Annotated in this window: 19 protein-coding genes and 1 riboswitch; of the genes, 5 read left to right on the top strand and 14 right to left on the bottom strand. The window is 66.6% G+C overall.

Annotated features, from left to right (window positions below; genetic code table 11):
• Positions 1-3: 3 nt before the first annotated feature.
• The 5 genes from ACIBCN_RS24165 to ACIBCN_RS24145 all read right to left on the bottom strand — a co-directional run bounded on the left by ACIBCN_RS24165 (position 4) and on the right by ACIBCN_RS24145 (position 10,858).
• Positions 4-915 carry a pyridoxal-phosphate dependent enzyme gene (locus ACIBCN_RS24165; RefSeq protein ID WP_396993880.1) on the bottom strand — a complete coding sequence of 304 codons (912 nt, stop codon included), beginning with the start codon at positions 913-915 and terminating at the stop codon, positions 4-6.
• Between the two features lie 10 nt (positions 916-925).
• Complete coding sequence (locus tag ACIBCN_RS24160) at positions 926-7,813, bottom strand: amino acid adenylation domain-containing protein (RefSeq protein WP_396993879.1); 6,888 nt, start codon at positions 7,811-7,813, stop codon at positions 926-928.
• Positions 7,814-8,046: 233 nt separating this feature from the next.
• Positions 8,047-9,024, bottom strand: a complete 978-nt coding sequence (locus tag ACIBCN_RS24155) for an MFS transporter (RefSeq protein WP_396993950.1) — start codon at positions 9,022-9,024, stop codon at positions 8,047-8,049.
• Entirely contained in the window at positions 9,006-9,542 is a 537-nt protein-coding gene (locus ACIBCN_RS24150; protein WP_396993878.1) for an FAD-dependent oxidoreductase, read from the bottom strand. The genes ACIBCN_RS24155 and ACIBCN_RS24150 overlap by 19 nt, the downstream gene beginning before the upstream one ends.
• A complete protein-coding gene (locus tag ACIBCN_RS24145; protein ID WP_396993877.1) occupies positions 9,539-10,858 on the bottom strand; it encodes a lysine N(6)-hydroxylase/L-ornithine N(5)-oxygenase family protein in 1,320 nt (439 codons plus the stop codon). Before ACIBCN_RS24145 ends, ACIBCN_RS24150 begins: the two co-directional genes overlap by 4 nt.
• A 409-nt stretch (positions 10,859-11,267) precedes the next feature.
• Here ACIBCN_RS24145 and ACIBCN_RS24140 point away from each other — a divergent pair, with 409 nt between their 5' ends.
• Positions 11,268-12,494 carry a cytochrome P450 gene (locus tag ACIBCN_RS24140; protein ID WP_396993876.1) on the top strand — a complete coding sequence of 409 codons (1,227 nt, stop codon included), beginning with the start codon at positions 11,268-11,270 and terminating at the stop codon, positions 12,492-12,494.
• Between the two features lie 3 nt (positions 12,495-12,497).
• Here ACIBCN_RS24140 and ACIBCN_RS24135 read toward each other — a convergent pair whose 3' ends face one another.
• Complete coding sequence (locus ACIBCN_RS24135) at positions 12,498-14,564, bottom strand: hypothetical protein (protein ID WP_396993875.1); 2,067 nt, start codon at positions 14,562-14,564, stop codon at positions 12,498-12,500.
• An 86-nt stretch (positions 14,565-14,650) separates the two neighbouring features.
• Between ACIBCN_RS24135 and ACIBCN_RS24130 the strand changes: the two genes are divergently transcribed.
• The gene (locus tag ACIBCN_RS24130; protein ID WP_396993874.1) at positions 14,651-15,808 is read left to right on the top strand and encodes a CaiB/BaiF CoA transferase family protein; all 1,158 of its coding nucleotides are present in this window, start codon (positions 14,651-14,653) and stop codon (positions 15,806-15,808) included.
• A gap of 39 nt (positions 15,809-15,847) precedes the next feature.
• On the opposite strand, the gene ACIBCN_RS24125 is transcribed toward ACIBCN_RS24130, so the two are convergent.
• Both ACIBCN_RS24125 and ACIBCN_RS24120 read right to left on the bottom strand, forming a co-directional pair.
• Positions 15,848-16,159, bottom strand: a complete 312-nt coding sequence (locus ACIBCN_RS24125) for a hypothetical protein (protein ID WP_396993873.1) — start codon at positions 16,157-16,159, stop codon at positions 15,848-15,850.
• A 545-nt stretch (positions 16,160-16,704) separates the two neighbouring features.
• On the bottom strand, positions 16,705-17,097 hold the full coding sequence (locus ACIBCN_RS24120; RefSeq protein ID WP_396993872.1) for a MerR family transcriptional regulator: 393 nt from the start codon (positions 17,095-17,097) through the stop codon (positions 16,705-16,707).
• Positions 17,098-17,174: 77 nt separating this feature from the next.
• On the opposite strand from ACIBCN_RS24120, the gene ACIBCN_RS24115 reads away from it, so the two are divergent.
• From ACIBCN_RS24115 to ACIBCN_RS24105, 3 genes are read left to right on the top strand one after another with little or no spacing between them, the layout of a single operon-like run.
• Positions 17,175-18,611: an amidase gene (locus ACIBCN_RS24115; protein ID WP_396993871.1), complete on the top strand. Its 1,437-nt coding sequence runs from the start codon at positions 17,175-17,177 to the stop codon at positions 18,609-18,611.
• On the top strand, positions 18,608-18,808 hold the full coding sequence (locus ACIBCN_RS24110; protein WP_396993870.1) for a hypothetical protein: 201 nt from the start codon (positions 18,608-18,610) through the stop codon (positions 18,806-18,808). The genes ACIBCN_RS24115 and ACIBCN_RS24110 overlap by 4 nt, the downstream gene beginning before the upstream one ends.
• Positions 18,805-20,220: an MFS transporter gene (locus ACIBCN_RS24105; RefSeq protein WP_396993869.1), complete on the top strand. Its 1,416-nt coding sequence runs from the start codon at positions 18,805-18,807 to the stop codon at positions 20,218-20,220. Before ACIBCN_RS24110 ends, ACIBCN_RS24105 begins: the two co-directional genes overlap by 4 nt.
• 15 nt (positions 20,221-20,235) lie before the next feature.
• Here ACIBCN_RS24105 and ACIBCN_RS24100 read toward each other — a convergent pair whose 3' ends face one another.
• The 6 genes from ACIBCN_RS24100 to ACIBCN_RS24075 all read right to left on the bottom strand — a co-directional run bounded on the left by ACIBCN_RS24100 (position 20,236) and on the right by ACIBCN_RS24075 (position 26,201).
• Entirely contained in the window at positions 20,236-20,664 is a 429-nt protein-coding gene (locus ACIBCN_RS24100) for an ASCH domain-containing protein (RefSeq protein WP_396993868.1), read from the bottom strand.
• Positions 20,665-20,687: 23 nt separating this feature from the next.
• Complete coding sequence (locus ACIBCN_RS24095) at positions 20,688-22,241, bottom strand: sugar porter family MFS transporter (RefSeq protein ID WP_396993867.1); 1,554 nt, start codon at positions 22,239-22,241, stop codon at positions 20,688-20,690.
• Between the two features lie 96 nt (positions 22,242-22,337).
• Complete coding sequence (locus ACIBCN_RS24090) at positions 22,338-23,774, bottom strand: MFS transporter (protein WP_396993866.1); 1,437 nt, start codon at positions 23,772-23,774, stop codon at positions 22,338-22,340.
• Positions 23,771-24,490, bottom strand: coding sequence for a tRNA-dependent cyclodipeptide synthase (locus ACIBCN_RS24085; RefSeq protein ID WP_396993865.1), 720 nt, complete (start codon positions 24,488-24,490; stop codon positions 23,771-23,773). Before ACIBCN_RS24085 ends, ACIBCN_RS24090 begins: the two co-directional genes overlap by 4 nt.
• On the bottom strand, positions 24,490-25,296 hold the full coding sequence (locus tag ACIBCN_RS24080) for a 2OG-Fe(II) oxygenase (RefSeq protein WP_396993864.1): 807 nt from the start codon (positions 25,294-25,296) through the stop codon (positions 24,490-24,492). The genes ACIBCN_RS24085 and ACIBCN_RS24080 overlap by 1 nt, the downstream gene beginning before the upstream one ends.
• A gap of 92 nt (positions 25,297-25,388) precedes the next feature.
• Positions 25,389-25,508, bottom strand: a riboswitch (SAM riboswitch).
• Between the two features lie 90 nt (positions 25,509-25,598).
• Positions 25,599-26,201 (bottom strand): hypothetical protein, encoded by a 603-nt coding sequence (locus tag ACIBCN_RS24075; protein ID WP_396993863.1) that lies wholly within the window; start codon positions 26,199-26,201, stop codon positions 25,599-25,601.
• Positions 26,202-26,317: the final 116 nt, after the last annotated feature.

The raw sequence follows: 26,317 nt of genomic DNA, 5'->3' as shown, positions 1-26,317 counted from the left end.
AGCTCAGCGGCCGCTGAGCAGGACGACATGGGTTCCGGTGAGGGCCGTATCTCGGGCATGGCCGAGCAGCCCGGCGAGGGCGACGGCGCCGGAGGGCGTCGGCCGGGCGCCGTGCTCGGCCAGCAGATCCCGGGCCGCGAGCAGTTCGGTGTCGTCGGCCCCGAACACCGCGCCACCGGTCTCGGCCACCGCGGCCATTGCCTCGGGACCCTGCAGTGCGTGCCAATTGACCAGCGGCTGATTGTGATCGGTGGTGACGACGCCGTCGGCGGGCAGCATCTGGTATTCGCCGGGCCAGCTGGTCACCACGGGATTGTTGGCGGCGGAACCGACGCCGTTGATCGGCACCGACCAGCCGATGGCGCGCAGCTGTCGGTGCACCGCGATGATGGTGGTGCCGTTGCCGACCGGAATCCAGAGTGCGGCAGGCGGTTCGGTGAGCGCGGCGCGCAGGGCGTGTACGACGACACCGTGCCCCTCCAACACCGCGTCCACGTACGGACCGTCCACGTTTCCGTCGATCGAACCCTCGGTGCGGGCGAGGATGCGGGATTCGTCGACGGCGTCCTCATAGGTGCCGGGAACCAGGTGCACGTCGGCGCCCGCCTCCCGCATGAACGTCCCGCCATCGCTCCATCCGGTGGGCAGCACGACGGTGCAGGCGATGTCGGCCGCGGCGCACGCCATGGCCATGGCGCGGCCGTAGTTGCCGCACGTCGCGATGACGACCCGCCGGTAGCCCTCGGCCAGGGCACGGGCGACGACCGCGCGGGCGGCCGGTTCCTTGTGACTGCCTGAGGCGTAACGGGTTTCATCTTTGATCAGGATCCGAGTTCCTGGCACGAGCGCACCGGCGTCGATGAGCGGCGTGGCGTACGCGTCGGTCGGCGCGGTGGTCAGGGGTGAGGCGGGCACGGTCGGCCTTTCAGCGGAGAAGTTGAGCGTCGGCAAGGCGTTGCAGGTCGTCCCGCGAGTCGATCTCGGCGGGTGGCAGGGCGTCGGGCAGATGGTCTTCGAGCAGGCGCAGGTGGGTGTCGAGCCAGCCGCGCACCGCCCAGGCGAGTTGCAACAGCCCGCTGAGGACGACGAGCAGCGCCAATCCGCGGCCTGGACCGACCCCGATGAGCTGGCCGACGGTCCCGGCGAGCGGGCCGCCTGGCTCGAGCAGCGGCTGCACGTGGCGTTCCGCGAGCGGGCCGACCAGCAGGTAGCCGAGCGGCATGGTCAGCATCATCACGGTGATGAAGATGGACAGCACCCGGCCCTGCAGTTCGAAGCCGACCTTGGTCTGCACCACGGCGATCCAGTGCCCCTCGGCCAGCGATTCGCCGAACGTCAACAGGAACATGCCCGCGATGACGAAGGCGGGGGAGCTGCCGAGCCCGACGACGGTCATGCCGAGGCTGCCGATGCCCATGAAGATGATCAACCCGTTGGTCCGGCGCACGGTGCCGCCCCACAGACCCATCACGAGACTTCCGGCCAGCCCGCCGAATCCGCCTGCGCCCAGGGCGATTCCGAGCACCGTCGGCGACTGTTCGAGCAACAGCATCGGCGTGATGACGGCGAAGCCGAGGGTGTAGAACGCGTGGTCGATGACGAAAAAGCGCAGCGCGGCCCGCATGCCGGGGCGGCGGGTGATGTAGCGCCAGCCGTTGACGATCTCGCTGCGGAACGTCTCCTCCCGGCGATGGAACATCAGATTCGGGAACCGGACCAGCAGCAGGGTCGCGACGCCGACGGTGAAAGTCAGCATGTCGAGCAGGATTACGCCCGCGATCCCGATCAGCCCGATCAGCCCGGCACCGAGCATCGGCGCGAACACCAGCCCGACACCGACGCCGAGTTGGCTGATGCCGTTGGCGTGTCCGAGATACCGCTTGGGCACGAGTTGGGCGACGGCGGCGAGATAGGCGGGGCGTTGGAAGGCCCCGGCGACGGAGGTGACTGTAACCGCCAGAAATATCTGCCACAGTCGCAGACCGCCGGTAAACACCAGCGCCGCAAGCACACTCATCGCGAGAGCGGCGGCACCATCACTGATCAGCATCACCCGGCGTCGATCCCAGCGGTCGGCGGCGGCTCCCGCGATCGGACTGACCAAGATGCCGGGCAACAACCCGATCGCGTTGACGACGGCGAAGTCGGTGATCGACCCGGTCTGCTGGAACACCCAGATGCTGAGCACCAGGGCGCTGAGCCCGCTGCCGACCATGGAAATAAACTGACCGAGCGCGACCAGGGCGAACTTGGATAGACTGGGTGGCGGCCCCTCAGCCGGAACAGGCACCGGCGCAACGGGTTTGCTGTCGCGCTCGGCGAAACCAACCAGCGCCTCGGCCAGCGGTTTCGCGTGACTTTTCACGAAGAAGTGCCCGGCCCTCGGCAGCACGGCCAGGTCGAGCGGACCATCGCTGAAATGTCGCCATTCGTGATGGCGTTCCGTGTAGTGCTCGGTGACCCGGTCCTTGGCACCGACAACCGCCAGCACCGGAGTGTGCAGCGCAGGCCGCGGTTCGGTGTACGCGGCGGTGAAGTACTCCTCGGCGTCGCGGGCATCGTGGCGGACATTGCGCAGCACGAACGCCTGCTGCTCCGCGTCGTCGATGTCGACGAACCCACCCCGGCCGCGCAGATAGGTCAGGTACTCGCGATCGGAGGTGAGCCGGTCGGTCGGCACGAGCCGGTAGAACCAGTCGAAGAATCGGCCGGGCAGCCGCGCGGTGGGGAACCCCGCACCGAGTGCGACACCGATCAGCTCGATACCGGCGGCCTCGGCTTGCCGGGCGAGCTCAACTGTCGCCGCGACGCCGAGACAGTGCCCGTACAACAGGATCGGCCCGGCGATCGCGGGCAGCTCGGCCAGCACGCGCTCGGCGACTGCCGCGGCGGGCAGCAACTCCTCGTCCGGGCGGGCGCGATCGTGGCCGGGCAGTTCCACCGCGTAGAGCGCCCAGTGCGCCGGAAGCGCTTCGGCCAGCGGTTGATAGGCGATGGCGCTGCCGCCGGAGTACGGCACCGCGACCACCGTGACGCCCTCGGCGGTGGCGTCGGAGTCAGTGAGCCGGTGCAACATTCGACGTTCGGTGACCGCGCCGGGGGAGCGCTCGACGAGCAGCGCGGCCAATCGTCGAACCGTCGGATGCTGGTAGAGCTCGATCAGCGCGGGCGCGGGCTCGATCCGCCGGATTACCTTCAGTGCCTGAAACGAATCACCGCCGAGCGCGAAAAATGTGTCGTCGATGCCGAATTCGCCGACGCCGAGCACATCGCTCCACACCGCCGCGATGTGCCGCTCGGTGGGGGTGTGCGGTGCGGGACCGGCACTCGATCCGAGGTCATCGGGCGGTGCCGGGAGCCGAGGGCGATCGAGCTTCGCGTTCGGCGTCAGCGGCAGCGCGGGCAACGTCAGGACCCGCGCGGGCACCATGTGCGTCGGCAACTCGGCGGCGAGTGCGTCGCGGATAGCCGCCTCGTCGGCGTCGGTGCCGTCGCGGGTGACGACGTAACCGATCAGCCGGGCGAGCCCCGACGGCGGCGCGTGCAGGGTGACCGCGCACGCGAGCACCTCGGGTAATGCGCCGAGCGCCGCCTCGATCTCACCGATCTCGACCCGGTAGCCGTTGACCTTCACCTGCCCGTCGAGCCTGCCGAGGAACTCGGCCTGCCCGTCGAGCCGCCAGCGCGCGGCATCGCCGGTGCGATACATCCGTGCCCCGGGTTCGGGCGCGAACGGATCGGTGACGAACCGCTCGGCGGTCAGCGCGGGCCGCTCGTGATAGCCCGGCGTGACGCCAGCGCCTCCGAGGTACAGCTCGCCGACGATCCCGGCGGGCGCCGGCTCGCGATGCTCGTCGAGGACGTAGACCCTGTTGTTGGCGAACGGGATTCCGATCGGCAGCGGGGCATTGCCGGGAAGATGATCCACCGTCCCGGCGAACCACACGTTGTCGACGCTGACCTCGGTGACGCCGTACGCGTTGACCACCGAGTTCGCCGGGCCGACGAGGCGTTGCGCCAGCGCGTACTCGCGGACCCGCCACTCGTCACCGCCGCCGATCAGCACGTGCACGAAATCCAGCCGCTGCCCGAGCTGTTCGACATGGGTGAGCAGCGTGCGCAATACCGCGGGGACCAGTTCGGTGCACTGCACACCCTCGGACCGCATCAACTCGTACAGGTCGGCGGGATCGAGCAGCGTCTCCCTCGGCACGATCACCAGCCGGCCCCCGGTGGTCAACGCGCGCAGCGTCTCACCGACGAACATGTCGAACGAGAAGCTGGCCGCCTGCTGATACGTCCACTCCGGGCGCAGATGGTAAGCGTGCCGCCACATCCCCACCGCGTGCACCAGGTTGCCGTGGTTCACCACCACGCCCTTGGGTTTGCCGGTGGAGCCGGAGGTGTAGATGAGATAGGCCGGATCGTCCGGAGTGTTGCGCAGCGGGAGATTGTCGCTGTCAGAGGGGGTTTCGCCGGTCAGGTACGCGTCGTCGATGACGAGCTTCGCGCCACAGTCGGCGAGCATGTAGTCGAGCCGGTCCCGGGGGTACGTCGGGTCGAGTGGCACGTACGCCGCACCGGCTTTGAGTACCGCCCACATCGCGGTGAACAGCTGGAAGCCACGATCGAGGCGGATTGCCACCCGCTCCCGCGGCGTGACCCCGTCAGCACACAGCCGACGGGCGAGCCGGTTGGCCCGCTGGTTCAGCTCGCCGTAGCTGATGGTGCTGTCGCGGAAGGTGAGGGCCGGTGCGTCCGGAGTCGTTGCGGCACAACGCTCGAACAGCTGATGAATGGTCGACGCATCGATCTGGGGGCGAGCGCTGTCGTTCCATTCGTGCACGATCCGGCGCCGTTCGGCCTCGGTGAGCAGAGGCAACCGAGTGATCGGGACGACCGGGTTGTCGACGGCGGCGGTCAGCACGGTCAGTAGGTGGCCGAGCATCGCCGTTATCCGTGCGGCATCGAACAATTCGGTCGCGTAGTCGATGCTCAGTACCGCGCCATCGGCCGGGAAGTCCAGCCCGACAGCGAGATCCATCATCGTCGCCGCGGGCGCTAGTTCACCCGCGTACCTGACGGAGTGATCGCCGAGCTCCGGAGTGTTGTGCACGGTCAGCATGATCGGGCTGAGCCGATTCCGGTTCCCGCTGCCCGGACGGGCAAGTGCGGCAATCAGATCCGGCAAGGCCAGCTCTTGATGCTCCAAGTCGAGCAGTACCGCGTCGCGCACTCGGTCGATCAGTTCGTCGAACGTCGGATCGCCGGAAACGTCGCCGCGCATCGGCAGAATGTTCAGCAGCGGACCGACCACGCCTTCCGAACCACTCGCGGTCCGGCAGGCGACCGGGGACAGCACGGTGATGTCGGTTCGGCGCGTGTAGCGGGACAGCACGGTCTGCACACTTGCCAGCAGTGCCATGAACAGGCTCGCTCGCCGACTCTGCGCGTAGGCCCGGACTCGATCGAGCAGCTCGGGATCGACGCGGGCGCAAACCCGTGCCGCCGCGAAGGATCGGGCGACCGGCCGCGGACGGTCGGCGGGCGGCTCCAGGTCGAGATCCGCGTCGTCGAAGCGTGCCTGCCAGTAGGCGGTCAACGACGGATCGGACTTCGCGGCGGCGGCTCGGGCGACCAGGTCCGGCAGCGGCGTGGCGGCGGGCAGGCCGGTGCCGGTGCCGGTGCAGGCGGCGGGATACAGCTGTGCGAGTTCGGCCCCGACGACGCCCGCCGACCAGCCGTCGAAGGCGAGATGATGCACGACGAGCACCATCTCGTCGTCGCCGACCAGGAACGCCCGGGCGATCGGACCGTGGCGCAGATCGACGCCGTCGGTGTCCGGCGCGGCTTCGATCAGCGGGATGGTCGCCGCGGAATCGATCACCATGCTCGGTTCCGAACCGTCGTCCGGAAAGCGGGATCTGAGCATCGGATGACGACGGGCGAGCTCGGCGAGCGCGCGGGTGAGCGGTGCCGCCTCGACTCGTTCGTTCCATCGATACCGAATGCCGAGCGTGTGCGCGGGTAGCCCGGCGCACACCTGCTCGGCGACCCAGAAGTCGCGTTGCCACGGACTCAGCGGCAGCGGCACGTTCTCCGGCAAGGTCGTGCTCGGTCCCGCATCCGTGCTGACGCGCCGATCCAGCCGTGCCGCGACCGCGACCACCGTTGGCTCCGCGTACAACTCGCGCAGGGTGAGCTCGACACCGTGTTCATGGCGCAACGCGGCACAGAGGCGCACGGCGCTGAGCGAATCGCCACCGAGAGTAAGGAAGTCGTCGTCCGGCCCGCTGACCGGAACGCCGAGCAGCGACTCCCACAGCGTCGCGATCGTCGCCTGGTCCGCCGTACCCGTCCACGGCGGCTTGGTGTTTTCCACCATCGGCACCAGTGCGGCGCGATCGATCTTGCCCTGCGGGGTCAACGGAAACCGCACGTGCCGAACGAGTTCGGCGGGCACGAGGTAAGCGGGCAACGTCGCCAGCAGGGACGTTCGCACGGCGGCCAGGTCGGTGTCGAGTGCGGTCAGCACATGGCCGATCAGTACCGGCAACCCGGCCCGCTCATGGACCGACACGACGGCGTCATCGATGGCGGGCAGCGCCCGCAGAGCCGTCTCGATATCGCCCGGCTCGACCCGGAACCCGCGAATCTTTACCTGATCATCCAGCCTGCCAAGGTATTCCAGCTGACCGCCGCGCCAGCGGACGCGATCGCCGGTCCGGTATTCCGTGCCGTCGGGTCCGGGCCGGAATCGTTCGGCGGTCAGCTCGGGCCGGTTCAGGTAGCCGTCGGCGACCATCCGCCCGCCGATCAGCAGTTCACCGGTCGAGGCCGGATCGCCGTCGGCATCGACAACTCGACAGGTCACGCCGTCCAGCGGCGTGCCGATCGGTACCGCCTCGCCGACCCACCTGGTGAGGTCCGCGACGGTCGCGACGACAGTGGTTTCGGTGGGGCCGTAGGTGTTCAGCAGGCGCGTCGCCGCACCCGCCACCGACTGCCAGCGCCGCACCGCATCGGGTCGCGCCGCCTCGCCGCCGATGATGGTCAGCCGGACCGTGGCAGGCAGCGCGGCCTCGCCGCGATCGAGCGCGGCGACCAACTCGTGCCAATAGGCCGTCGGCAGGTCGAGCACGGTGACCCCGAGTGCCGCGCAGCGGTCGAGGAACAGATCCGGCCGGCTGATCATGTCGTCGTCCCGAATTACCACGGCCGCACCGCAACTCAGCGCCGGGAACAGCTCCTCGACGCTGGCGTCGAAACTCAACGACGCGAATTGCAGCACCCGATCATCGGCACCGAGCCCGTACCGGTCGATCGCGGCCGCGCAGAAGCCCGCGAGCGCCCGCCGCGACACCAGCACACCCTTCGGCTGCCCGGTCGTCCCCGACGTGAAGATCACGTAGGCAATGCCGGGCTGCGGAACGCCACCCGCCAAGGCGACCACACCGTCCGCGGTCACCAGCGCGGCAGGCCGGGCATCGTCGATCATTGCCGCCAGCCGGGCCGCCGGATACGCCGGATCGAGCGGCACATACGCCGCTCCGGCGCGGAGCGTGCCCAGGATCGAGACCACCGCCGCACGGCTACGGGCCAGCTGAATACCCACCCGGTCACCGGCTCGAACTCCGTTGGCGCGCAAGCACTCCGCGAAGTCGTCGGCCCGCTCGGCCAGCTCGGCATAGGTCAGCGCGGCGTCGCCATCGATGAGTGCCGCCGCTCCCGGCTGCCGACTCACCTGCTCAGCAAAGGACTCCCACATCCCGTCATTCACATCGGATCGGAATGCCTCACCGGCAGCACTCACCGGATCTCCTCGCCTCGGTCGAACTCCGGGGCAGATGTTATGGCGCGAATGGGCGAGGCATGCGGCACCGAAGGCCGCGATGATGTTTCGATGACGTCCGTTTCCGGAAAGGTCAGCGCGGGCGCCTCACCGATGATCGAACGATGACGGCGCCGGTCCGTAAAACCAGGCGCTCGGTCGAAATATGCAGTGGTACAACGACCTTCGGTCCGCCGGAAAGGCCATCAGGTAGTTCATTCGATGTGTTTGCCCGCGTCGGTTCGCCGCAACCATTGGGTAATCACATAGAACGCCGCGGCGAGTATCGCGGCGGCCAGCCAGAATTGGTGCGCGTGGCCGTGATCGGCCAGCCATCGGTAGACGGCGACACCCGCGCCGCCGCCGAGCGCCTCGCCCATCGCCGTGCTGATCGCGAAGATGCTGTAGCCGACGGCCCGGTTCTGCTCCCGGATCAGCCCGACGATCAACACGTCCCCGCTCGGCATGAAGATCATCTCGGCCGTGGTGAACAGCACGACGAACACGATCGCGCCGCTGATGCCGGGCAGTGCGAACGCGGTGAGGAAGGCGAGCACGAACACGAGGTTGGCCAGCACAACGGCGCTGAGGTGACTGCCCTTCGTCCACCGGCCGGTGAGGCGGGTGATGCCGAGTTGCAGCGTGACCACCATCAGCGCGTTCACGGTGTACAGCGGGCCGAGGAGGCCGGGGGAATTCAGCGTATCGGTCACGAAAAGCGCTAGCACGCTGAACAATTGGCCGTACATGAACCAGTAGAAGGTGTTGATGGCGAAGAACGGACGCAGGCCGGGCTCCCGCAGGACCGCGAGATAGACGCCGATCGACCAGGCGCGGGTGGCGCGTTTGCCCATCGGCAGCGCGGCCCGGTTCGCGAACGTCACCTGTCCGGCAAGGCAATAGAGGGCCGCCACCGCAAGCAGCACGTAACCGTGCTGCTTGCGTTCGACAAAGAACAGCGCGACCGGTGCCGCGACGGCCGCCGCGATATTGATGCTGATGCTGACCAGGGCGAACAGCCTGGACCGGTTCGCCATCCGATCCGAGGCGGCCGCCGCGAGCTGCTTGAGGGCCAACGCGTTGATGGAGATCCCGACGCCCGCGAGACCCAGCGACAGCGCGGTCATCGGCAGCCCGGTGACCAAGCGCAGGCTGACGAAGCCCGCCCCGGCCATCACGCAGCCGACCAGCACCGCCAACGCGGTCGGTATCCGGTCCAGCCACGCTGCTCACAGATATTGCCCGCGGTGGTGGCGCCACAGCCGGTGCAGCCGCCGGTGACCGCACCTTCGTAGAGATACGCTCCGGTGTTCGGGTCGAAGAGTGCCCGTGCCGCTTGGGGATTCGCTGCTTCGGACCGGATAACCGCGGAGAAGAACCGTTGCAGCTGCTCCCGATAAGGGCAGGTCCCCGTTCGGGGTCGGGGGAGTGGAGAAGACGAAGACCGGGCGCTCGTCGAACCGCCGCCGATGCGTGGCGCTCGCGGCGACGGCCTCGGCGGGGTCGCGTGGCTGACGGCGGTTATCGCACGCACCCGCATGGTCGCCCAGCGCGGGAAGTGCAGTCCGGCCGCGCGACGGCTGGCGCCGGATCCCACCAGATCGCGGTCGAGCAGCGTGATCGCCATACCTGGTGCGCGAGTGACCAGTTCGCGGGCGATGAGGCAGCCGATGATGCCGCCGCCGACGATGGCCACGTCGGTGTCGATCATCGCCGGACGACCTTCGCCACGTCCTCGGGTGCCAGCTTCGCCGACCATTCCAGGAAGGAGGCGAGTTGCTCATCGCTGCGCATACCACGCAGGCGGTCGACCACGCGTTGGCTGCGCCAGGCGATCAAACTCAAATTGCGGTCCGGCAATCCGCGCTGTTGTGCGGCCGCATTGTGCAGGAAGATATTTCGATCGGCGGGCCCGTCCCATTGCACCGCGAATTGGTTATCGATCTTAAATTCGTCGCCTTCGCGGTCGAGCCGGTGGGCGATCGGATCAAGGAAATCCATGGCGGCCGGGCGGAAACCGGTCGCCCAAATGATCACGTCGGCGTCTATGTGCCCGATGGTGCCGTGGTGATTCTTATTCGAGACGCGCAGCGTCCAATCGTCGCAATTGCCGCGGACGACGTCGGTGACCTCGCGATTCGGATAGAGTGCGGTGAGATCGGGGAGGCCGTCGACGAATCGGTGCACGTAGATGCGTTGGTATAGCTCGCGCAGCGTCGCCTCGGATATCCCGTCGCTGGTGAGTATGTGTTGCTCGTTGAATTCCTGGCGGGTGCTACGTTCCAGGGTGGAGAAATAATCCGAATGGCTCGGCATGTAGAAGTCGTTGGTGAACGGCGAGTCGTCGAGCGGGAAGTAGTTCCGGCGCCGGGTCACCCAGGACACGCGACGGGGCCGCTCCGTTTCGTGGCGGGAGATCAGGTCGAGCACCGCCTCGGCGCCCGACTGTCCGCCGCCGACGACGCAGACTCGCTTGCCGCCGAGCCGCTGTGCGCGCCGCACGATCTCGCTGACGTGGAATTGGCTCTCGCCCAGCACATTTGCGGCAATGGTCGGCACCCAGGGACGGCTGCCGATGCCGATCGAAAGGTTGGCGGCGCGCACCGAACGGCGATCGGTGCGTACGACGAAGGTGTCGTCGAAGTCGATGCCGATGACCCGTTCGCCGTACACGATGTTTTTGTTGAGGTCGCTGGCCCATTTCAGATAGTTGCGGAACTCGCGGCGCGGCATCGTATCGAACTGCGCGTTGATGTAATGGTAGATGCGGCCGTTCGAGTGGAGATAGGACAGGAAGGAGAACTTGTTCGTCGGATCCGCGAGACTTACCAGATCCTTGAGCATCGAGACCTGCAGACTCGCATTCGGAAGCTGTTGTCCGTCGTGCCAATCGAACGAATCTCGCTTGTCCAGAAACAAATTCGAGATATCCGAGTGGTTATACAGTAACGACGCTAGACTCAAATTTGCCGGACCGACCCCGATGCCGACGCAGTGATAAAATGCGCGCGTGTCGCTATCGCGCATGCTCGAACCCCCCGACTACATCGATATGGCAAGTGATCTATACAACCATCCCCTGCCTCGAGGTGCACTTACCTCATCGTCTATCGCGACCCTACCATCGGGCGCAGCACGGCGGCAATGGAATTGGAAGTGGGGCGGCCCCATACTTCTCGGGGCCGCGAGGGGGCGGGCGGTCGGTTTCATAACACGTGCGCTTTTGACGGTGCAATAATTCCATACGGTCGTTTTTTTAGCGCAATATCGACTATTAATTCACACGTCATCCATTGGTCCGGTGCCGGAGGTTAATCCCTTGGCGACCAACAGGATTGGCCGATCGGTTCGGTACGGTGGTTGACGTGAGACCTGCCGTCGGCGGCTCACGGGCGGGCGCGATCGATCCCGGGTCGCGATTAGCAGGGAGGGCAGCATGGCCGACACTGAGGCGCAGGGCCGGATCGAGACGGTGGGCGGGGACTTCTTCCGCGACCCGCAGGTGTATTACCGGCGCTGGCGTGCGCGGGGACCGGTGCTGCAGGTGCAGTTTTCCGAGGGCATGCCGCAGTGGGTGGTCATCGGATACGCCGAGGGCCGGGCGGTGCTCGCCGACCCTCGCCTGCACAAGAGCATGACCGGGATCATCGAGGTGATGCGCAAGAAAGACCCGGCAATACAACAGGATTCGCAGGCGACGGCACTCAGCGCGCACATGCTCAACGCGGATCCGCCCGACCACACCCGGCTGCGCAAGATGGTCAACAAGGCCTTCACCACCCGCCGGGTAGCGGCGCTGCGGCCGCGTATCGAAGAGATCGCCGCCGACCTGCTCGATCAGATGGCCGAGCGCGACGAGGTCGATCTGCTGGAGGCCTTCGCGATTCCGTTGCCGGTCACCGTGATCTGTGAACTGCTCGGCGTGCCCTTCGCGGACCGAGAGGACTTCCAGCGGTGGACGAAGGTGATGGTCGGGGTGGGCAGCGACCTGGCGGAGCGGACGCGCTGCACGGCCGAGATGTCGGAGTATCTGGCCGCGCTGGTGCAGACGAAACGGACCGATCCGGGCGACGATCTGCTCTCCGGGCTGACCCAAACGCGCGCGGACGGTGACCAGCTCACCGAGCAGGAACTGATCGCGATGGCGTTCCTGCTGCTGATCGCGGGACACGAGACCACCGTGAACCTCATCGCCAACGGCGCATATGCCTTGCTGCGCAACAAATCTCAGTTCGACGCGCTACGCGAGGACCCGGCGGGTGTGCCCGCCGCGGTGGAGGAATTCCTCCGCTTCGGCAGCCCCGTCGACTGGGCCACCGTGCGCTACACCACCGAACCGATCCTGGTCGGCGACACCGAAATCCCGGCCGACGAGTTTGTGTACGTCGCTCTCGCCGCCGCGAACCGCGACCCCGCCCGTTACCACGACCCCGAGAACCTCGACCTCACCGGCGACTCCGCCGGCCACCTGGCCTTCGGCCACGGCATCCATTTCTGCGTCGGTGCCCCACTGGCCCGCGTGGAAGCCGAAATAGCGTTTACCGCACTCCTGCAACGATTCCCGGAACTCTCGCTGGCGCCGCGCAGCGACCCGCTGCGATGGCAACCCAGCCTGCTGATCCGCGGGCTGGTCGAGTTGCCTGTGCTGCTGCGTCAGACCTGAGGCTCACGGCGGGGGCGTGACGGCCAGATACACACTGCTCCACAGTTGTGCCGCATTGGCTTCGGTCACGTCCCCCTCGGTGGCCCCGAAGGGCGCGATCCGGTACCGATCGTTCTCGAAACGCCAACTCCAGAGCTCGGAGTTCGCCATCGACTCGGCGGCGTCGATCACCTGCCACAGACTGTGCTGGGCGGCCAGCAGGCGGTCCCGGACGGGCTGGGGTAGGTCGGTGCGGCCGAGTTGGCGTCCGAGACCGCTTGCGAGCGCGGCTTGCACCCAGGACCAGACCACGGTGCCGTGGTAGTCGTGGTTGGTGAATCGCGCCTGGAGGCCGGGATCGGCGAACACCGGATCGGCGACCACCAGCCCCGCCCCGGTCATCAACCCGAGTGGGAACGGCCGGAACAGGGTGCCGACCTGTTTGTCGAGGACCTCGGGTGGCGGGGAGCCGAACAGCAGGTCGAAGGTGTCGTCGGAATGCAGGATCGGAATGGGTGTGCCGTTGGCATCGAGGGCGACGGCGGGGAAGGTGACCGGGCCCTGGTCGAGCGCGGCGAGCGCGGCTTGGGCGGGCACGCCGATCTTCGCGGCGTAGGAATCTATTGCGGCTCTTGCTTGTTCGGCATCGCGGGTCACAGTGAACAGTCGGGGCGCTTCGGCACGCCAGGTCTTCGCCGCGGCGGCGGTGTCGGACAACTGGATTCGGTCGTCGGCGCTGAGGAATGGAGCGAGTGCTCCGCTGTCGAGCAGCCGGGCGGTCGCTTCGAGGGCGGCGGGCGCGAGAATGGCGTTGACGTCGTAGGGATAGCGGCCGCCGCCGAGACCGATTCCGCTGTCCCGCCATTGGCCTGCGTCGTGCCCGTCCTGCAAGGCGATCAGGTTGCCGTACCGAGGGTCGTGTGCGAAAGCCGCTGTGCTCGAGGCTACGAGGCGCAGATTGCGGACCAATTCCTGGCCGATCGATGAGTTGTCCAGGGGCGCGCGCAGATAGGCGGCGGCCCGTTCGACGCCTGCTGGATCGTCGAGCAGATGGGCGGCGACAACGGGTGCCAGCAGGAAGTTTTCGTCGACCATGCTGTAGTCGAATATCGGTGCGTCGCTTAATGTGCCGTTTTCGCGCTGATGGGTGAGCATAGCGAATTCCGAGACGGCTTCCTCATGGGCGACCTGACCCCGTGGGCCGAGTCGAGCCAGCACTGAGCGGATCCCCGCTTCGATCGCCTCGGGGGCCAGTACCGGCTTCAATAGCATCATCGATATCAGGGTGTCGCGACCGAAATATGTGTTGAAGCGCCATGATCCGGCGAGGAACTTCTCCCGGTAGCTGAGGAAGGTGAGAGTGTTCTTCGCGGCGTCCAGCTTTCGCTCCCGGCCATTCAGCAGCGCGGATCCGGATAACGCGGTCAGGGGAGTGTCGCCGGTCGCCGCGGTGACGCTGAGCTTGATCTGGCCGTCCGCCCCGGCGGTGATCGTTCCCGCCGGTGTCACCGCGCCGTCGAGGACATCGAGGCGGAGAAGATAGCCGGGCGCGCCGTCGAGGCGGTCCCGCGCCCATGTCACCGTGTTGCCCGAAGCTGCCGGGGCGACGACGAGTTCGGCGGGTACCAGTGCGTACTGGTCGTAGTCGCGCAGCACCCGGACGTTGGACAGCACCGCCTGCTTGGGCGTCAGACTCGGTGCGGTGATGGCGGCTTCGAACTCTATCCCGGACAGGAGACGGTCGCGAGAGTCCCTGGCGGCCTTTGCTTTCGGCGGCGACTCGACCAGCCAATCGGCCGGTTCCGCGAGTGGTCCGAACCACACCCCGGTACCGCTGTTCCCGGCGGGGAAGGCCGTCAGGATGCGTGGATTTCGCCCCGAACGCAGTAACAGGTGTGCCGCGGTGTCGCCGTCGCGGATCAGGTAGTTCTGATTCAGTCCCTCGTTCACCTCGAAGCGGAAAGCCGTGTCGCGTGGCTGCGTCGCGCATCCGCTGGCGAGGAGCAACAGCAACACGACACACAGGGCAGCACGTTCGAGGCTGGACCGAGGACGGCGTTCGACGGTCTGTACTGCGGCGCTATGCTGCATGACCTATCCCTTCCGCACGTACCGCACCCTGCTGGGACTGGTTCAAATTATCGCCGATCGAGGCCGGCCGTGGTGGAGTGTCGGGTATGACGGACGAGAAACGAACGGCGGGAGTCCTGGCCGGGATTGTGGTGGCGGATTTCGGTCGGATCCTGGCCGCGCCATATCTGACGATGATGCTGGCTGATCTGGGGGCCGACGTCATCAAGGTGGAGCGGCCCGGCGCGGGGGACGATACCCGGGGGTGGGGACCGCCGTTCGCGGGTGGGCAGGCTACCTATTTTCAGTCGGTGAATCGGAACAAGACCTCGGTCGCCCTGGATTTGCGGAGCGAGGAGGGCCAGCGGTACGCGCGGGAGTTGGTGCGGCGGTCCGACATCGTGGTGGAGAACTTTCGTCCGGGGACGATGGCGAAGTTCGGGCTGTCGTATGAGGAGATGCGCGGGATCAATCCGGGGCTGATCTATTGCTCGTTGTCCGCGTTCGGCGGAGGCGCGGGTGCCGAATTGCCGGGTTACGATCTGCTGATTCAGGCCGCGGGTGGGTTGATGAGCATTACGGGGGATGGGGAGCCGACGAAGACCGGGGTGGCGGTGGTCGACGTGCTCGCCGGGCTGCATGCGGCGGTGGGAGTTCTTGCGGCGCTTCGGCATCGGGAGTCGACCGGCGAGGGACAGCTGGTCGAGGTGAATCTGCTGTCGAGTCTGCTGGCGGGCATGGTGAATCAAAGCACGGCCTACGCGCTGGCCGATATCGTGCCGAGCGCTCTCGGGAACCGGCATCCGTCCATCGCGCCGTACGAGGTCTTCGCTACCGCGGACCGGCCGTTGGCCGTCGCGGTGGGTAGCGATGGTCAGTTCGTCACGCTGTGCCGCGCCATCGGAGCCGAGCACCTGGCCGACGATCCGCGATTCACCGACAACACCACGCGGGTCGCGCATGTCGAGGCGCTGGCAGCGGAACTCGGTGGCATCTTGACCACCAGGTCCGCGGCCGACTGGGCGGCGTTACTCACTCCGCTCGGCGTCCCGTGCGGCCCCGTCAACGATATGGCCGGAGCGTTCGCGCTGGCCGACAGTTTAGGGTTGCGGCCGCGCATCCCCTCGGAGACCGGCCTGCCGCCGCTGGTGGCGAACCCGATCACGTTGTCACGCAACCCGGTTCGCTATGTCAGTGCGCCACCCGAGCTGGGCTCGGGAACCGATCGGATTCGTGCCTGGCTGGACGAGACATCCGCGGGATGATGGAACATCAAGCGCTCGTGGGTGTTCTGCGGCTGAGAATCAGTGCGCGCTGACGGCGACCGGAAGACGAGCCGCCATCCGCTTTGCCAACAGGATCACCACGTGGGCACGCAGCATTCCGATCGTGCCCGCGCAGGTATCCGCCCGAGCCATGGCCGCGTAGTCGTGTACGTTATCCGGATCGCTGAGTAACTCGTCGAGTTCCATTCCGGCTCTGGCTTGTTCGAGGGTCAGTGCCCGATCGGGCAGCCAGCTCAACCGCCACGCCGTCCGTCCTCGGTCGGTTACGCGGGAGGCACGTTCCGGACTGGCATCACTGGTGATCGACCACTCGGTGAAGTAGAGCGCCATGACAAACTCCTCTAGGCGGCATCGTCGAATTCGCAGCGCTGGTTCAGCTTTCGCGTGCGCTTTCGATAGACGGGAAGCTCGAGGCGAGCAGCCTTATTCGGTCTATCTCGTCGGTCTCAACAGGTTGTCGATCCCAGATCCAAGGTAGAACTTGCCGACGCGATCCACGACCCCTGTGCCGCATTCTAAAATCGAGTTCAGATAGCGTTAACTGGCATATCACAAACGATCACGACACGATCACGTGCGGATCATGGTCGACCAGGGATGATGCGTGTGACGTCGGCATTTTGAGCGGTTGCGGCGGGTGCCGTGGCATCGTCGCTGCTCATCAACGAGCCTTGCTGACCGATGGACGCGCGGGTGGTGTTGTCCGTCTTGGCGGCGAACCGCAGCCGACTTGGGGTAGTAGCCGTCAAGTGGCCGGGTCTGTCGGATTAATGTGTCCGGCGCGTTTCTGAATACGAATTTACCGCCCGCACTGAGCATTCCGGCCACTGAGATAAATCGCAACAGAGTTAGAAATTTCCGTCTCTAACGGCTTTTCATTCGGGGAGGGTGACAGACGATCGGTAACCGGGGCAGTGTTCGAGATCGCCATCGCGGGAACAGGTGAGGAGCCAGTGCAGGTAGTGGCGGGCGATCTCGAGTTCTCGCATATGGTTATCGATGGCCGTGACGTGGGTGGTGACCGTGGCGCGCCAGTCGGCGGTGCTGGATCGGGCGGTGAGCAAGGTGGCGATCTCGTCCAGGCTCATCAGGCCGGTGGTTTGCCATTGCTTGATCAGGGCGATGCGATAGAGCTGGTCCTGGTCGTAGCAGCGACGGCCACCGCGGCGATGAGTGGTGAGCAATCCCCGGCGCTCCCAGTAGTGCAGCGTGGACAGGGGGATATCGAAGTGGTCCACGACGGTGGCGATGGGTGTCAGCTGCGGCATTTCTCTAGTTGACCTCAACCCGGGTTGAACAGGCAAGGTAAGCCTTGGCTTTGTTGATCAATCCTGGAGGACGAGACGTGCCACTAGAGCCATATTCCATCACTGCGGCGGCCCGCGCTTTACGTGCGGGTGAGACGTCGAGCGTCGCGCTCGTCGAATCGGCGATAGCGCAGGCCGACCGGCACGACAGCGAACTGGGCGTCTATCTCGCCCGGTTCGACCGGTCGGCCCGGCGGCAGGCGCGGCGGGCCGATGCGGAGCGAGCCCGTGGTCTTGATCGCGGCGTGCTGCACGGCGTTCCTGTCGCGGTGAAAGACACCATCGCGGTGGCCGACGGCGATACCACCGCGCAGAGTGTGGTGCACGACCGTGCGTGGGGCGCGGGCCGGGACGCGCCGGTGGTCACGAGGTTGCGCGAGGCGGGCGCGATCATCACCGGCAAGACCACGACGATGGAGTTCGCCTGTGGCGTACCGGATTCGACCGAGCCGTTCCCGTTGCCGCGGAATCCGTGGGATCCGAGCCGGTGGGCAGGTGGCTCTAGTTCCGGCACGGCCGGCGGAATCGCCGCAGGACTGTTTCCCGCGGGACTCGGCTCGGATACGGCGGGCAGCATTCGGATGCCCGCTGCGTTCTGCGGTGTCACGGGCCTGCTGCCGACCTTCGGCCGCGTACCGAAATCTGGTTGTGTGCCACTGGGTTACAGCGTGGACCGCGTCGGACCACTGGCTCGTACCGTTGCGGACTGCGCGGCGCTGCTCGCGGTCATCGCTGGTCCGCATCCGAGCGATCCCGACAGCATGGTCGCGCCCGCCGACAACCGATCGATCAATGAGTTCCAGGCCGAGCCGGATCTGTCCGGAGTACACATCGGGGTGGTGCGCCGAGGGCATTTCCCCGCTGACTCCGATCCTGGCCTGGCCGATGTATTCGATTGTGCGATAGGCGTTCTCGTGGACCTTGGTGCCGACGTCGAAGAGGTCGTCCTGCCGTACCTGGCGGAAACCATCATGGCGACGTTCGTGACCGTTACGTGTGAAGGGCTCGCCTACCATCGCGCCGTGCTGGCTGACAGATGGGACGACTATTTCGTGGCATCGCGCGGATTGCTCGCCAAGGGCGCGCTGGTGTCAGGCGCCGATTATGTTCAGGCCCAACGGGTCCGGCGGGTCGCGCAGGACGCGATCGGCGAGCTGTTCGACCGGTTCGACGCGGTGGTCTGCCCGACGGCGTCCGTCGGTGCGCCGCGATTCGACGAACTGGTCGATGCGACAGGGCTCCAGGATGACGCCGGCTTGTTCGGGAAGTTGTATACCCCCTACTGGAATGGACTCGGCAACCCGGTGCTGGCGCTGCCGATGGGTTTCGGCGCGACCGGACTGCCGTTGTCGCTGCAGATCGCTGGGCCCGCGTTCGGCGAGGCGATGATCCTGCGGATCGGCGACGCCTTCCAGCAGCACACCGAATGGCACCGACAATTGCCGCCCCGCTACCGGACGGCGGTAGCGGTATGAACGAGCCGGAGATCATCCGTACGCTGCTCGACGCCGCCGGGCTACCGGCAAGTGGGGCCGAAATAGCCGGTCTCGCAACAACGTATCTCGCATATCGGGCCGAGATCGACGCCCTCTATGCGGTGCCCGCCACACGATACGTCGACCCTGCGACGCGGTTCCACGCGGCGGCGCGACTCGCGGAGTGGGGCCGATGAGCGCGCACGCAACAGCGGCGGATCGGGCGCGCGGCCGCATCGAACGGTGGGAACCGCAGCGGCTGGTGCTGATCCTGGCCTGCATCGGATCGTTCTCTGTCGTGCTGGACGCCACCATCGTTTCGGTCACCCTGCCTGATCTGCGCGCCGATCTCGGCTTCTCGCCAGCCGCGCTGCCATGGGCGGTGAACGCCTACACCCTCGCCTTCGCAGGTTGCCTGCTTTTCGGCGGCCGCTGCGCGGACGTCTTCGGCCGGCGCCGGATCATGCTCGTCGGGATGGGGATATTCACCGTCGCCCGAGTAGCCGTCGGGCTCGCCGACGCACCCGCGTTCTTGCTAGCCGCGCGAGCTGCGCAGGGCGTCGGCGGTGCGCTGCTGATGCCGGTCACATTGTCCATGCTGACAACGACTTTCGTGGAGCGGTCGGCACGCGCCCGCGCGTTGGCCATGTGGAGCGCGGTGGGTGCCGCCGGTGCCGCGAGTGGTCCGGTGATCGGTGGCTTACTCACCCAGCTGGCCGGCTGGCGCTGGGTGTTCTTCGTGCTCGCGCCACTAGGCGTCGTCGGCATCATCGGCGCGTTTCTCACGCTGCCCCAGCATGTTTCGGGGTCCACGCGTTCGCGACTGGACATAGTCGGCGCGCTGCTGGCCACCGCGGGCATCACGGGTGTGGTACTGGCGATCATGCGCTCGGCGGCCGTCGGCTGGACCGACCGCACCGTGCTCGGCTCTCTACTGGGAGGTTTCGCGTTGATCGGCATTTTCGCGATCCACCAAACGCGCTGGGCCGCAGACCCGATCCTGCCATTCGGCATCTTCCGAATTCGCTCGGTCAGTAGCGCGAACGCGGTGATGTTCCTATTCGGAACCGGCTTCCTCGCCAGCCCGGTACTGCTGTCACTGTATTTGCAAGACGTGCAAGGCTATTCGCCCCTACTGGCAGGCGTCGGCTACCTGCCGGTAGGCGCGGCGATGATCGCTGGTTCGCGATCGGCGGGTTGGTTGACAGTCCGACTGGGCGCACGCACTGCGACAATGTCGAGTTGTGTCATCGGCGCCGTGGGCCTGCTCTGCACGGCCGCCTGCATCGCCCTCGACGCGTCATACCTATGGACCGTCCTCTTCTCGGGCGCAATCCTCGGCTACGGCACCGCCGCCGCCTTCACCCCCCTCACCGTCGCCGCCACCGACGGAGTACCCCCCGGCCGCAGCGGCCTGGCCGCCGGAGTCCTCAACACCGTCCGTCAAACCAGCGGCGCAGTCGGCCTAGCAGCACTGAGTACGATAGCCCTATCCGCAGGCTACGCAGCAAGTTTCGCCACCAGCGCCCTCTGCCTAGCCGCCGCAACCCTCGCCGCAACAATCACCATGCCCCGCCACCCCCGCCCAGCACCAAATGCCGCTCGATAGGTGTGCGGCGATCTGTCAGCGTAAGTCGGTGATGAGGCGGAAGCGTTGGAGGACTACGGTGGTTTCGTCGGTGACGGTGAAGGTGTTGTCGTTCAGTGCGTTTCGCATTTCTGGGCTGTGCCAGTAGTTTTCGTGGGCCGCTCGCCAGTCGGCGAGGGTGGTGAAACCTTCGCCCTCGTCGATGGCGTGGGCGAGGTCGACGTCTGCGAGTCGGGCTAGGCGGACGTGGGTGACTTCGATGATCGCGATCCGGTGGTCGTTTGAATCGACTACTGCCGCAAGAGAACCGACTTGCGGGAGGGGGTCGCCGCAGTGCTCGTAGTCGGCGAGTATGCCGGTGGTGGAGGTTTTGGATCCGTCGAGGATCGCGGCTACCAGCTGGTCGCGTAGGGGGCCGGGGAATGCGAACTCGGCTTTTGGGAGTGCGCGGGGGTCGGGTGGCATGCGGGAACTCTATGGGGGAGTCGCTAGTGGGTCGCGTTTTCAGCGGAGGAGACGTCGATTCGGCTGCTGATATTGCCGCGCAATGGCATGAAAGTTCCGTCGCGGAGGGATTGTTCGATGTCTTCGAGAGAATGGCCCTTTGTTTCGGGGACGAAGAAGTAGACGAAGATCAGCGACAGTAGGTTGAAGGCGGCGTACATGACGAAGGCGGGGCCAAGGCCGAGAGTGTCGATGGTGGTCAGTGCGGTGAGGGTGAGGATGAGGTTGGAACCCCAGAGGGCGACGGCGTGCAGGCTGGTCGCGCGGTCGCGGATGCTCAGGGGGTAGAGCTCGGAACCGAGTAGCCAGCCGACCGCCTGTAGTCCGGCGGCGTTGCACGCCATGTACGCGAGCATCAAGGCCAGGGTGAGGAAGCGGTTCGGGTGCGCGGTGAGGATGAAGAGCAGGCCGAAGCCGAAGAGGAACAGGGTTGCGCCGGGAATGAGCATCAGCATCAAGCGGCGGCGGCCCACCTTGTCGACGAGGCGTTCGCCTACCCCGGTGAAGATCAGGTAGACGGCGGCGATGCCGAGGCCGGACCAGACGACCAGTCCGGTGCTGAAACCCGCTGCGCTGCCGAGGATGGTGTGCGAGTAGTAGATCATCATCTCCAGCCCGGACAGCTGGGTGAAGGCGGCGATGCCGAGGCCGGCGACCAGGGCCGGGCGGGCCCAGCGCTGGGTCAGATTCGCCCAGCCGCCGCGCGACTCCCGCTGTTCCTGCTGGGAGATGGCCCAGATCTGCAGTGTCTCGTCGACGGCGGCCGAGCGGTTCGGGCGCATCCAGCGCAGCACCACCCTGGCCTTGCCGACCGTGCCGTTCTCGATGAGCCACCGTGGTGTCTCCGGCAGTTGCAGCATGGCCACGGCCAGCACGAGTGCCGGGATCACCGCGATGCCGATCATCCAGCGCCAATTGTCGCTCGCCTCGAACGTGTTCTCCGAGGTGGCGACCACGCTCACCAGGTTGGCGAGGAAGATGCCGACGCCGATCGCGATGTTGAAGAAGGTCACCATCGCGCCCCGGCGGTGTGGTGGCGCGAGTTCGGCGATGTAGGTGGGCACGATCTGTGAGCAGGCGCCGACCGCGAGGCCGAGGAACAGCCGGCAGGCCGTCATCATCCACGCGTCCACCGCGAGCGCGCAGGCGATGACGCCCACCGCGAACACGCAGGCGATGATGAAGATGGTCTTGCGGCGGCCCAGCGCCTTCGACAGCGAACCACCGACCAGCGCGCCGACCACCGCACCGAGCAGGATCGCGGCGGTGAGGATCTCCTGCCGGGAGTGGTCGATGCCCCACTGCGCCGACATCTTGGGTAGCGCGCCGGAGATGATCCCGGTGTCGTAGCCGTAGAGCATGCCGCCCAGCGCGGCGAACAATGCCACGATGACGACATTGCGGTCGGCGCTCTGATTTTCGTCGGCCGTCGGTTTCTCTGGTGCCGAGACGACCATCTCGTAGCCATCGAGGTTGCGACGGCGCAGCCGCGGAATGAAACTCCGGCGTCTGGTTATCGTCGTATTCTCGGTGGGCATCGTTCCAGTTGATAGTGCTGGAAGAGACCGCGCAAACTAAGCGGTCTTATTTGTGAACAGAATTACGTTCCGAGAAAGTGCTGCACCGCGTGTCGGCTACGTTGTCCCCGCCTCGACGGGAATTGGTAGAACGGCCGCTGACCGGGCATCCGGCACCGTTTTTGCCCGTCCGGCCGTCAACGCCACCACGATGATCGCGGCAACCAAGCTGGTGATCGCGATGATCGAGGCCACCCGCCCGGCAGCGTCGCCGACCTCGGCGGCGAGATCGAGGTCGATATGTCCGAAGACGACGGTGGCCACCGCCGCGCCGATGGCGCCGCCCAGGTTGTGGAACGTCCACGAGGCACCGACCGCGAATCCGGACCGGGTCGGCGGCACGGTCGAAATCGCCAGCACGGTCGCTGGTCCGAGCACCAGGGCCCAGCCGCCACCGAACAGGACAAGCGCGACCAGCAGGACCGCCACCTGATCACCGAACGCGGACCACGCGATGCCCGCCCCCGCGAGGGTCAGCAACCCGAAACCCCACGGCAGCAACGAGTGTGCCCCGAGCCGATCGACGAACCGGCCCGCGATCGGCGACGAGAGCGCGAGCGTGCCGCTGACGAGCAGCAACACGAATCCCGCCTGCCGCACGTCGAAGTCGCGCCCCTGCGTGAGGTACGTCGGAATCACCAGCAGCGCAGCGGCATAGAACAACCCGAGCGAGAAGTCCGAGACGATCGCGGCGACGAATCTGCGATTGCCGAACAGGGCCGGGTCGATCAACGGGTTCGCCGCGCGACGTTCCGCGACGATCCCGGCCGCGACGGCGGCGACGAGCACGACCGCCGCGACGAGAACCGACGGCGACAGCCATCCGCGCAGGTCACCCAGAACAAAGATGCCAACGGCCGAAACCACGGCGAACGCGACAACGACCTGTCCGGCCCAATCGGTCCCGCCGCCGGTCTCCGGCGGCACCTGGGGGACCGCGACGGCGATCGCGATCAAGGCCGCGAGGCCGAGCGGAATGTTGATCCAGAAGATCGACTGCCAGCCAAGGGCGGGAACGAGCAGGCCACCGAGCACCGGACCGATGGCAAGCCCGAGTCCGTTCACGGAGTACAGCCAGCCGATCGCCTTTCCTCGATCACCCTGCGGGAAAAGAGATTCCACCAGGGTCGACGTGCTCGTGTACAGCACGGCGCAGGCCGCGCCCTGCACGAAGCGGGCGACGAGCAGCACGCCGATCGACTCCGACAGGGCGGCACCCGCGGAGGCGATCACGAACAGCGCGAGCCCGAACAGCAACACCTTTCGCCGACCGAGGCGATCGGCGACGCGTCCCGCCGTGACCATGAGCATCGACAGCGCCATCAGGAACACGCCCAGCGTCAGCTCCGCGTTCGACGGACCGGCCCGCAGATCCGCGCCGATGGCTGGCAACGCGGTGGTGACGATCGTCAAGTCGATGCAGCCGAGGAACGACGCCACCGCAAGCCCGGTGAACCCGATGACGCGTCGCCGCGCGGGGATCTGGACGGTCACTGATCGCCTCCCGGTGTGTTCAGTGCCGACTTGCGCTTCTTGAATCGCAAGGGCAGCCACGCGACTCGGTCCGGATGCTCCGGCTCGACGAAGAGTTCCCTGGTGCGTCCCATCGCGGCGGAGATCCGCTGCGGGTAGATCACGTAGTCGAAACCCTCGTGCGCCCACAGCGGCATGATGATCGGGCATTCTTCCAAAAGATATGCCCGGCAAGACGTCCGGACCGACTCCTGATCGACGTCCGGTTCCCGGGTGAGTCGTCGCTCGATGAATCGGTCGATGGTGCTGTCGATCGCGTGCCGATACGGCTCGTCGGTGTCGTAGGCGTGCTCGATGGCGTCGTACAGGTCACCGTAGCGCGGGTGAGACAGGGCGAAGTCCCACCGCAATATGTTTGTCGGGCAGTCGATCTGGTCCAGGTAGCCGATATTGCGGGCGATCCACTGGTCGCCGGCGATGCGCGCACGCGCATGCCGATCGACATCCGTTCCGCCACTGAGGTTGTGGCGTTGCAAGGTGTCCGCGACGGCGATCGCGCACCGACCGAAATTCGACCGATTGATCAGATCGATGGTCGCCGCGAGCTTCTCGCCTTCGTGATAGTCCGCGCCGACACTGACCAGGAGAACGGTGGAGCGCCCGTCGGTCGTGATGCCGTCCGAGCGTAGGTCGTAGGCGGCCTTGTGCGAGGCGGAGAGCAGCGTGGTCGTCGTCATCAGCTCCACACCTTCAACGACTCGGCCGGATCGCTGATCCCGATGAACAGCCCAATGGTGATGCGGGGGCGGTCCTTGGACGGGGCGACCGCGTGCACCCGGCGTGGATCGATGAAGATCGCGTCGCCCACCTGCGGCGTGATGACCAGCGCTGGATCGCCGACGGCCGCCCGGTCGATGCCGTACACCCGGTCTCCTGACCTGTCCCGATACTCGCTTTCCTCGGGATAGTCGTCCCAGATCTCCAATTGGCCGCCTTCGTCCGGCACGTCGAGATAAACGTTGACCGACAGTTGGCGAACAATCCGAATCGCAAAGTCCTCCGGCAGATTTCGGCCCACGTTGTCGGTGTGCGGCTCGAGATCCACCCCCGCCAGCTGGTAGCGCGCCACCCCGGCGAAGAAGGCCTGCCCGTCGCGCCGGAGCAAACTCGCGCCGGACGGCCAGATCTCGTCGAGCAGCAGCCGAATGTCATCCGCGGGATAGGAATACGGCGAGGCGATGGCGCGTAGCCGGTCGATATTGCGCCGCGCCTCGTCGAAGTACTGTCCGCGCCCGTCCTCGGTGCTGGTCTCCGAGAACGCGTGACCGATGCGCCGGAACTGCGGGTCGGTGGCCAACGGGCCATGGTCCTGCCTGCCGACGAACGCCTTGCGTAAATGGTCGAGCGCGTCGGGCCGGACGAATCCGGCCAGTCGAACCGCGTGCACGTCGCCGTTCAGCAACGCGGTCAACGCCTCATGATCGAATCCCTGCCTGGTGGTGTCCAACACGCGGTCTCCGAGAGCTGGCGTGGCCGTGGTCATGTCGTTCCCCTCTGGTTGTCGCTCGATGGACCGGGCACAGGCCCAGGCACGAGAGACCCCCGTCTCTCGAGAGGGCTCCGGAATGTCGATGGAGCCCGCGCTTGCCCGGGCCGCGATGACGCGGCTCGGCCTGGTCTTGACCCGGGGCACCCCGCCGCGGTTGGAGGGTTGCCGGCCAGCTAGCCGGGGACTTGACGCTGGCACTCTTGACCTGAGATAAGAGTCGCGCACGTCAGATGCGTTGTCACGCTTTAGAATCGCATTGAGTTATGAAACCGGATCAGCGCCAGGGCGCCCTGGTTTCAGCTTCCGCGCAGGCCGAGACCACGCAATTCCAGAGCGGCCAACGCGCGCACCGTTTCGGCGTCACCGCGCCGCCAGGCGTCGACCACGTCGCCGCCTATTCGGTCCAATCTGCGCAGCGGTTGGTTGGCGAGCGCGCGCAGAGCGAGCAGTTCCCGGCCGCCCGAGGCGGCACGCAAACGCACCGCGGCGGCGGCTCGGCGCATCCACCGCACCCGCAGCGGCAACCAGACGAACAGCACCAGTCCCAGCGGGACGATCAGCATCCCGATGGCCAGGGCCGTCGCCAGCTCGTTGGTGAGGGCCTGCTGATCGTGTCCGGCCTCGGCCATCGATCGGGCCGCTCCGGCGGCGCGCTCGAACGGGGAGGCCAGATCGTCGCCGACCATCGGGACCCGGCCGACCTTGCGGCCGACATCGCCGAGGCTGTCGGCCATACCGCTACCAGCTCCCTCCAGCTTCTGGCCGGGAACGGCGAGTTTCTGCACGAGGTCGTGTAACCAGAGCGCGGCCGTGATCGAGCCGTAAACCCATGCCGCCACCAGCAGATCCGTGACCACTTGCCGGGCGGCGACGGGAGCCCGATCGGCGTAAATCTTCACGGATTCAGAATCCTCGGTCCGTTGAGTGAAAACAGGGCTTTCGAGTTGGGCCGGGGCGGGCGAGGCTGTATCGAAATCTGCCAGGCGCTGTGCGTCAGACGACGAGGAGTTCGCTG

Origin of the sequence: Nocardia sp. NPDC051052 (assembly GCF_044456045.1) — a bacterium.
Taxonomy (GTDB): Bacteria; Actinomycetota; Actinomycetes; order Mycobacteriales; family Mycobacteriaceae; genus Nocardia.
The sequence above is the reverse complement of the archived record's forward strand: the minus strand, read 5'-3'. Positions and strand labels throughout refer to the sequence as shown.

Coding starts and splice junctions, on each gene's coding strand:
- ACIBCN_RS24145 (WP_396993877.1), bottom strand. CDS start 10,858: ATGCGCGATAGCGACACGCGCGCATTTTATCACTGCGTCGGCATCGGG.
- ACIBCN_RS24150 (WP_396993878.1), bottom strand. CDS start 9,542: ATGATCGACACCGACGTGGCCATCGTCGGCGGCGGCATCATCGGCTGC.
- ACIBCN_RS24120 (WP_396993872.1), bottom strand. CDS start 17,097: ATGCCGCAGCTGACACCCATCGCCACCGTCGTGGACCACTTCGATATC.
- ACIBCN_RS24080 (WP_396993864.1), bottom strand. CDS start 25,296: ATGACCACGGCCACGCCAGCTCTCGGAGACCGCGTGTTGGACACCACC.
- ACIBCN_RS24095 (WP_396993867.1), bottom strand. CDS start 22,241: ATGCCCACCGAGAATACGACGATAACCAGACGCCGGAGTTTCATTCCG.
- ACIBCN_RS24130 (WP_396993874.1), top strand. CDS start 14,651: ATGACGGACGAGAAACGAACGGCGGGAGTCCTGGCCGGGATTGTGGTG.
- ACIBCN_RS24105 (WP_396993869.1), top strand. CDS start 18,805: ATGAGCGCGCACGCAACAGCGGCGGATCGGGCGCGCGGCCGCATCGAA.
- ACIBCN_RS24110 (WP_396993870.1), top strand. CDS start 18,608: ATGAACGAGCCGGAGATCATCCGTACGCTGCTCGACGCCGCCGGGCTA.
- ACIBCN_RS24085 (WP_396993865.1), bottom strand. CDS start 24,490: ATGACGACGACCACGCTGCTCTCCGCCTCGCACAAGGCCGCCTACGAC.
- ACIBCN_RS24135 (WP_396993875.1), bottom strand. CDS start 14,564: ATGCAGCATAGCGCCGCAGTACAGACCGTCGAACGCCGTCCTCGGTCC.
- ACIBCN_RS24125 (WP_396993873.1), bottom strand. CDS start 16,159: ATGGCGCTCTACTTCACCGAGTGGTCGATCACCAGTGATGCCAGTCCG.
- ACIBCN_RS24140 (WP_396993876.1), top strand. CDS start 11,268: ATGGCCGACACTGAGGCGCAGGGCCGGATCGAGACGGTGGGCGGGGAC.
- ACIBCN_RS24100 (WP_396993868.1), bottom strand. CDS start 20,664: ATGCCACCCGACCCCCGCGCACTCCCAAAAGCCGAGTTCGCATTCCCC.